The organism is Amycolatopsis rhizosphaerae, assembly GCF_007713715.1.
In the GTDB taxonomy this organism is placed as follows: Bacteria; Actinomycetota; Actinomycetes; order Mycobacteriales; family Pseudonocardiaceae; genus Amycolatopsis_E; species Amycolatopsis_E rhizosphaerae.
This window is the reverse complement of sequence record NZ_VJWX01000380.1, coordinates 1-7,109: the sequence shown is the minus strand read 5'-3', so window position 1 is coordinate 7,109 and position 7,109 is coordinate 1. Positions and strand designations below refer to the sequence as shown.

Genomic DNA, 7,109 nt, shown 5'->3' with positions numbered 1-7,109 from the left:
CCGCCACCCTGTCCGGGCTCTCGCCGGTGCTGGCCGCGCTCGCCGCCGCGGATCCGCGCCCCAACCCGAGCCTGCGCGCGATCGCCGACGCCTTCCCCCGGGCCCCGGACTGGCCGGTGACGGCCTCGGCGGCCTTCTCGTCGGCGGCCAAGTGGAGCGGCGCGAGCTTCGGCGGCCACGGCGACTGGGTCCTCGGGGCGCCCGATGTCCTGCTCTCCCCCGGCGATCCGGCCGCGGCCGAGGCGGACCGCCTGGCCGCTCAGGGCCTGCGTGTCCTCCTGCTGGCCCGTGCCGGGATGCCCGTGGACTCCCCGGAAGCGCCGGGTCCGGTGGTCCCGGCCGCACTCGTCGTGCTCGAACAGCGCCTGCGGCCCGATGCCGCGGCCACCCTGGACTTCTTCGCCGCACAACGGGTTTCGGTCAAGATCCTGTCCGGAGACGGCGCCCGCTCGGTGGGGGCCGTCGCCGGGGCGCTGGGCCTGCCCGGCGCCGCGAACCCCGTCGACGCCCGCGAACTGCCCGTCGAACCGGCCCCGCTGGCCCGGGAACTGTCCCGGGCGAGCGTCTTCGGACGCGTCTCCCCGCACCAGAAACGGGCGATGGTGCACGCGCTCCAGTCGAGCGGCCACACCGTCGCGATGACCGGGGACGGGGTCAACGACGTGCTCGCCCTCAAGGACGCCGACATCGGGGTGGCGATGGGCTCGGGCAGTCCCGCCAGCCGCGCCGTCGCGCAGATCGTGTTGCTGGACAACGCCTTCGCCACCCTGCCCCATGTGGTGGCCGAGGGACGCCGTGTGATCGGCAACATCGAGCGCGTCGCGGGCCTGTTCCTGCTCAAGACGGTGTACTCGCTGCTGCTGGCGCTGGCGGTCGGCGTGGCACACCTGCCGTTCCCGTTCCTGCCCCGGCACCTGACCCTCATCGGCACGCTCACCATCGGCATCCCGGCGTTCTTCCTCGCGCTGGCCCCCAACACCGAGCGGGCGCGGCCCGGGTTCCTCTCCCGGGTCCTGCGCCTGGCGGTCCCGGTGGGCACCGTCGCCGCCGTGGCCACCTTCTCCTGCTACGCGGCGGTCGTCGCCGAAGGGCGGGCGAGCGACGTCGTCAACCGCACCGCGGCGACCACGACGCTATTCCTGGTCGCGTTGTGGGCGCTGTTCCTGGTGGCGCGGCCGCTGCGCTGGTGGAAGGCCATCCTGATCGCCGCCATGGCCGCGGCCTTCGTCCTCGTGCTGGTGGTGCCCTTCGGCCGGGAGTTCTTCGCCCTCGACCCCTTCGACGGCGCCGCCATGCTCACCGCCGTCGCCGCCGCCGGGTCCGCCGCCCTGCTGCTGGAGGCCGGCTGGTGGCTCGACCGCCGGTTGCGCCGTTCCCGCCGTCCCCGTCGCGGCCCGGCCCGGCATCCCGGGTAGCGGCGCTTCCGACCGGACCCGCTTGCGGGCCGTCACGGCGAACACGATCCACCCCGCGGCCGCCAGCCCGAGCCAGGTGAACACCCGGTAGAGCACCACGGCGATCGCGGCGGAACCGCCGGGGACCCCGCCCGCGGCCAGCGCGGCGAGCAGGCCCGCCTCGGCGGGACCGGCGCCTGCCGGGGTCAGTTCCAGTCCGATGCTGGCCTGGACGGCGAGGTAGCCGAGCGCGACCTGCGGCCACGGGACGTGCTCCCCGGTGGCCGCGACCGAGGTCGCGACCGCCGTGTAGTCCGCACCCCAGGTGAGCACGGTGACCGCGAAGAAGGACCACCACTGCCGGGCGTTCGGCCGGAGCCGGGCGATCCGGTCGGACACCTCCTGGGCGGCGGTCGACTGGCGCGCCACCCAGCTCGCGGTGCGTACGACCGGCAGGTGGCGTGCCACCGCCACGGTGCGGCCGGCGATCCAGTGCAGCGTCCTGGGCCGCTGCACCAGTTCCCACAGCGCCCAGGCCAGCACCGCGACCGCCACCGAAAGCGGCACCGCGGCCGCGAAGGGCATCAGGCCGTCGAACGCCAGCACCAGCGGCCCCGCGAGCACCAGGACCGACGCCGAGAACAGGGCCGCCATCGTGGTGGCCCACAGCGACAGCCCGGTGTCCACGCCCCGGAACCGCAGCGCGGCCACCGTGTAGGCGGCCCCCGCCGCCGATCCGGCCGAGGGCACGGTCTGGGCCAGGGAATTGCCGATGAAGTTGATCGCCTGCACCGCCGGGACCGACAGGTGCGCACCCCCGGTCACCAGCATGCGGCGATGCAGCTCGCCGTAGGCCACCAGCGACAGGGTCGCCAGCACCGCCGTGACCGCCACCCAGAACCAGTTCAGCTGGGCGAGGCTGGTGCGCAGGTCGGGCGCCGCGGCCAGGGTCGGCGCCAGCTGCCAGCTGGCGATGCCCAGCCCGGCCCCCGCCAGCACCCAGTCGATCACCAGCCGCCAGCGGGGCCGCCGGGCGACACTGAGCACCTCGCGCAGGATCGGACGAGTTTCGGGCACGATCCCTCCCCTCGCCGCGCGGTCCCCGGCCCTGCCTCCAGGTACCCGCGAAACGCACCCGCGACTCCGGGAGCACCGCGGTGGGCCTCCGGCTCATCTTCGCGGGATGCCCTTGCGCTTGAGGTATTTCGCCCGTCCGCGTCGTCCGATGGCCTCGGCCGGTCCGAGCATCGGCGGGACGAGCCAGGGGAAGGACTGGAGGATCCGGCAAAGGATCGAATCGCTGTAGGGGAGGAAGTGTTCGAGCCTGCGCTTGCGGACCGCGCGCTCGAAGACGTCCGCCACGTCGTCGGGCGTGCTCACCTTTCCGAAGAAGTTGAGCAGGCTGCCGTCGTGGGTCGCTTCATGGAGCAGCATGGGGGTGTCGACGGCGCTGGGGTAGATCCCGCTGACCGCGACGCCGGTCCCGCGCAGTTCGGTGCTCAGCGCCGCGAGGTAGGCGCGCAGGCCCGCCTTGGCCGCGGAGTAGGCCGCCGATCCGGGCAGTGCGAGGATCCCGCCCATCGAGACGGTGGCGATGATGTGCCCCCGTCCGCGCGTCTTCATCGCGCGGGCGGCGGAGGCCGCGATCTCGACGACGGAGCAGAGCATGACGTCGAGCTGCAGCCGCAGTTGCGCCGCCGAGGAGTCGGCCGCGTCGCCGGGGACGATCACCCCGGCGTTGAGGAACACCAGTTCCAGATCGTCGGCCCACTCGTCTTCGATCCGGGCGCAGAGCGCCGCCACGGACTCGCGGTCGGACAGGTCGCAGGCGACCGGGGCGGTATCCGAGCCGGCCGCGGTGACGGCCTTTTCGGCGAGCGCCTGGTCGCGTTCGACGCACAGCAGGGTGTGGCCGCGGGCGGCGAGCCGGCCGCAGACGACCTCGCCGATTCCACCGGCGGCGCCGGTGACGAGCGCCAGGGAGGAACGGTCAGACATGGCTGGTCTCCTTCGGGGGCTCCACTGCGGCGGGCGAGGATGCCGCGCCGGCGCGCAGGTCGTCGTAGGTGTGGTCGTCGACGTCGTGCCAGCCGAACCGGTCGCGCAACTGCGCGAGGTAGGCCATGTACGTGGAGCGTTCGACGTAGTTGGTGTGGCGGGGGCTGTCGATGTACTTGACGCCGCCGCGCAGGTCGGGGGTGTCGGTGCGCTTGAGCTGCGTGAGTTCGGCCTTCCGGACGCCCGTCTCGCGCGCATTGATGTCGATCAGGATGAGTTGTGCCATTTCTTCGAACCGCTTGTACGCCGCGTCCGCGAATTCGACGAATCCCAGCACGTACAACGAGTCCAGCTCGCGGGAGAAGATGTTGAGATACAGCTGCGGGTGGCCGTGTTTCCACTGCAGCAGGCCCGGGTCGAGGAAGGGCATCCGGTATTCGTAGCCGGTGGCGAGGATGATCTCGTCGACCTCGGCCTCGCTGCCGTCGGCGAACACGACGCCGGTCGCGGTCAGGCGTACGACGTCCGGCTTGGCGACGAGGTCGCCGTGCGCGAGGTGGTGCAGGACCTGGGTGTTCATGATCGGGTGGCTGGCCAGCGCGTCGTGGTCCGGTGCGGGCAGCCCGAGCCGGGTCAGGTCGCCGACGAACGCGTCGAGCATCGCGTTGACGTCACTGGACAGCACGAGTCCCTTCGGCGGGTCGAGCTTGCCGGTGAGCAGGGCGTCGGTCGGCAGCCCGGCGATGTGCTTGGGCACGAACCGGTAGCCGCGCCGGACCGACAGGTACGCCGCGTCCGCGTGCCGCGCGGCGTCGCAGGCGATGTCGACCCCCGAGTTGCCGGCCCCGACGATGAGCACTCGCCTGCCGCGGAATTCCAGGCCGTCGCGGAAGGTGGCCGAGTGCCGGACCGTGCCGGTGAAGGTGTCCTGTCCGGGCAACGCGACCTGGTTGGGGTGCCAGGTGACGCCGGGGCAGCAGATGAGCCCGTCGTATTCGCGGACGGTCCCGTCGGACAGCGTCACCCGCCACCGGTCGCCGTCGACCGGTTCGGCGGAGGTCACCTCCGTGCCGAAGCGGACGTGCCGGTACAGGTCGTACTGGCGGCCGAAGTCCCTGATGTAGTCGCGGATCTCGCGCCAGCCGGGATAGTCCGGAAAGTGCGGCGGCATCGGCGCGCCGTAGAAGCCGCTGGTGTACTTGGAGCTGATGAAGTGGCAGCTCTCGTACATCGGGCTGCCCTCGTGGCCGGGGTCCCAGATCCCGCCGAAATCCGGGTTGCGCTCGTACCAGTCGAAGGGGACGCCCTCACGCAGCAGGGTGCGGGCCATGATCATCCCGGAGGGCCCGGCGCCGACGATGCAGTAGCGCCGGGTGTAGGCCGGCCGTTGGTCCGCACGGCGAAGGTCCGGACGGTGCCGGTTGGTCGTTCCGGCCAGCTGGGTGTAGGCGAGCGGGCGCCGGGCCCGCAACCGCAGCGCGGCGACGACACCGGCGACGGCGGTGACGGCGATGAGCAGCGGGACGGCGTTGACGAGGACGTTGTCCGTGCCCGTCAAGGCCGCGTAGTGCACGGACGCCAGGACGAACGCCGTGCCGAGCCCGAGTGCGCCGACGACCGGGGCGATGACGCCGGAGAACGGCCGCCGGTCACCACGGCCGCGGAGGAACACCATGACCGACAGTGCGGTGAACGCCTGGACGAGCACGATCGACAGCGTCCCCATGCCGACCACCGCCGAGGCGATGACCTCGTAGGGGTCCGCACCGGCGAGGCCCATGACGCCGACGACGCCGACCGTGACCGCGGTGACGAGGGCGCTGGCGACGTGGGGGCTCCGGTGCGCCGGGTGGTAGCGGCCGAGCGGTCGCGGGGCCACCTGCTCCCAGCCGAGCGCGAACAGGTACCGGCTCGCGGCGTTGTGCAACGCGATCCACGAAGCGAGGACGCTGGTGCACAGCAGCACCGCGGACGCGTCGAGCAGTGCGCTCCCGCCGTACTGCTGGGCGAGCGTGAAGACCAGGTTCCCCAGGTCCTTGCGGGCTCGCTCCGGCGCCGCGGTGCCGCCCGCTCCGCCGATGACGATCCACGCGGTGAGCACGTAGAAGACGGCTATCGAGATCACCGAGATGTAGAGCGCCCGTGGGATGCTGCGCGCGGGCTCCTTGGTCTCCTCGCCGTAGAGCGCCGCGGACTCGAAGCCCACGAAACTCGTGAAGGCGAACATCAGCGCGATGCCGAGCGAGCCACCGAACAACTGGCCTGCCGAGAAGGATTCCGGCGGGAACGCCGCAGCGCCTCGATGCCCCACGACGAGCACGTCGAGCACGAGGAGGACCGCGAATTCCAGCGCCATGAGAATGCCGAGGAACCGCGCCGACACGTCTGCGCTGCGATGCCCGAACGCCGCCACGACGACGACCCCGATCGCGGTGAACACGCCCCACGGAATGTCCACGCCGGACTGTGCGAAGACCAGCGAGGTGAAGTACCCGAACACCGCGGCCATCCCGACCGTGAGCGACAGGTAGCCCAGCGCCGCGACGTAACCCGTCGCGATGCCGGCCGGTTTGCCGAGTCCGCGGGCGACGAACACGTAGAACGCGCCGTTGTTCACGACGCGCCTGCTCATCGCCGAGTAACCCGCGGCGAAGCACAGCAGAACCGCGGCGGCGACGACGTACGCGGCGGGCAGCGAGATTCCGTTGCCGCGAACCATCGCGAGCGGCGCGTTGCCCGCGATGGCCGCCATCGGGGCCGCCGCGGCGATGACGAGGAACACCACCCGGCGAGTGGACAGGACACGCCGCGCCCGGCCCCCTCCTGTCGTCGTCTCCTCGGCGGTGCCATCGGAGTTCTTCCGTTGCCGACCGGTAGCCATAGGCCTCTGCCCTTCTGTCTGGCGTTCCCCCAGCGGATGAAGTCCGGCGAGCATACGCGGACAATTGGTCACTTGACCAGACTCATTGGTCAAGCGTCCATATTGTCTGGTCGGATGACCTGATACCCGGGATCGTGTGCCAGACTGAGGTCATGAACGCGCAGCCCGTCGAGCCCTTGCCATCGCCGAGCAGGCGGCGCCGCACCCAGCGCGCCACCAGTGAGGAACTCGTCGCGGCGGCCATCCGGGTCATCGGCCGCGAGGGCGTCGCCGCCGCCACCACGCGCAAGATCGCCGAGGAGGCCGGGGTTCCGCTCGGCACCGTCCATTACTGGTTCGCGGGCAAGAACGAACTTCTCGAAGACGTCGTCCGCGAGATCGTCACACGCCTGGAGAAGGCGGTCGCGATGACCGATCGGCCGCAGGGCGGCACCACGGCCGAAGAGCTGCGGGCGGCGCTGGATTCCGCGTGGGCCGAGGTGTCCGGCGACGATCCGGGAATCCAGCTCGGGTACTACGAGCTCACCGCGCTCGCGCTGCGCAACCCGTCGATGCGGGAGCTGGCACGTCTCCAGTACCGCGGCTATCGCGAAATGGCCGCTCGTTCACTCGCCCCCGCCCTCGTCGGGGTCGAACCGCGGCGGGCCGCGGCGATCGCCGAATTCGTGGCGGTCACCTTCGACGGTCTCGCGCTGGCCTGGCTCGCCGACCCGGAGCGCACGCATCCCGAGCAGGTGCTCGACCTCCTGGTCGAGGTCGTCCTCCAAGCACGGGAGACGTGAAGAGCGGCGGGGCCACCGGTTGCGGTGAGGGGCCCGGCAAAGTCCGGTCCGCTC

General features: G+C 71.8%; 4 protein-coding genes and 1 pseudogene. 2 read left to right on the top strand and 3 right to left on the bottom strand.

Translation table 11 applies throughout. The features are described from left to right. The coding region (locus tag FNH05_RS27995; RefSeq protein WP_144591845.1) for an HAD-IC family P-type ATPase at positions 1 to 1,415 on the top strand (1,415 nt) is incomplete at its 5' end. Between the two features lie 63 nt (positions 1,416 to 1,478). On the opposite strand, the pseudogene FNH05_RS39495 reads toward FNH05_RS27995, so the two are convergent. From FNH05_RS39495 to FNH05_RS38930, 3 genes and pseudogenes are all read right to left on the bottom strand, one after another. Next, a pseudogene (locus tag FNH05_RS39495) lies at positions 1,479 to 2,393 on the bottom strand (lysylphosphatidylglycerol synthase transmembrane domain-containing protein); the annotation flags it as partial. Positions 2,394 to 2,564: 171 nt separating this feature from the next. Continuing rightward, positions 2,565 to 3,392 (bottom strand): SDR family NAD(P)-dependent oxidoreductase, encoded by an 828-nt coding sequence (locus FNH05_RS27985; protein WP_144591843.1) that lies wholly within the window; start codon positions 3,390 to 3,392, stop codon positions 2,565 to 2,567. After that, positions 3,385 to 6,273, bottom strand: a complete 2,889-nt coding sequence (locus FNH05_RS38930; RefSeq protein ID WP_222426729.1) for an amino acid permease — start codon at positions 6,271 to 6,273, stop codon at positions 3,385 to 3,387. The genes FNH05_RS27985 and FNH05_RS38930 overlap by 8 nt, the downstream gene beginning before the upstream one ends. A 152-nt stretch (positions 6,274 to 6,425) precedes the next feature. Here FNH05_RS38930 and FNH05_RS27970 point away from each other — a divergent pair, with 152 nt between their 5' ends. Beyond that, a complete protein-coding gene (locus FNH05_RS27970; RefSeq protein ID WP_144591842.1) occupies positions 6,426 to 7,055 on the top strand; it encodes a TetR/AcrR family transcriptional regulator in 630 nt (209 codons plus the stop codon). The last annotated feature ends 54 nt before the right edge of the window (positions 7,056 to 7,109 follow it).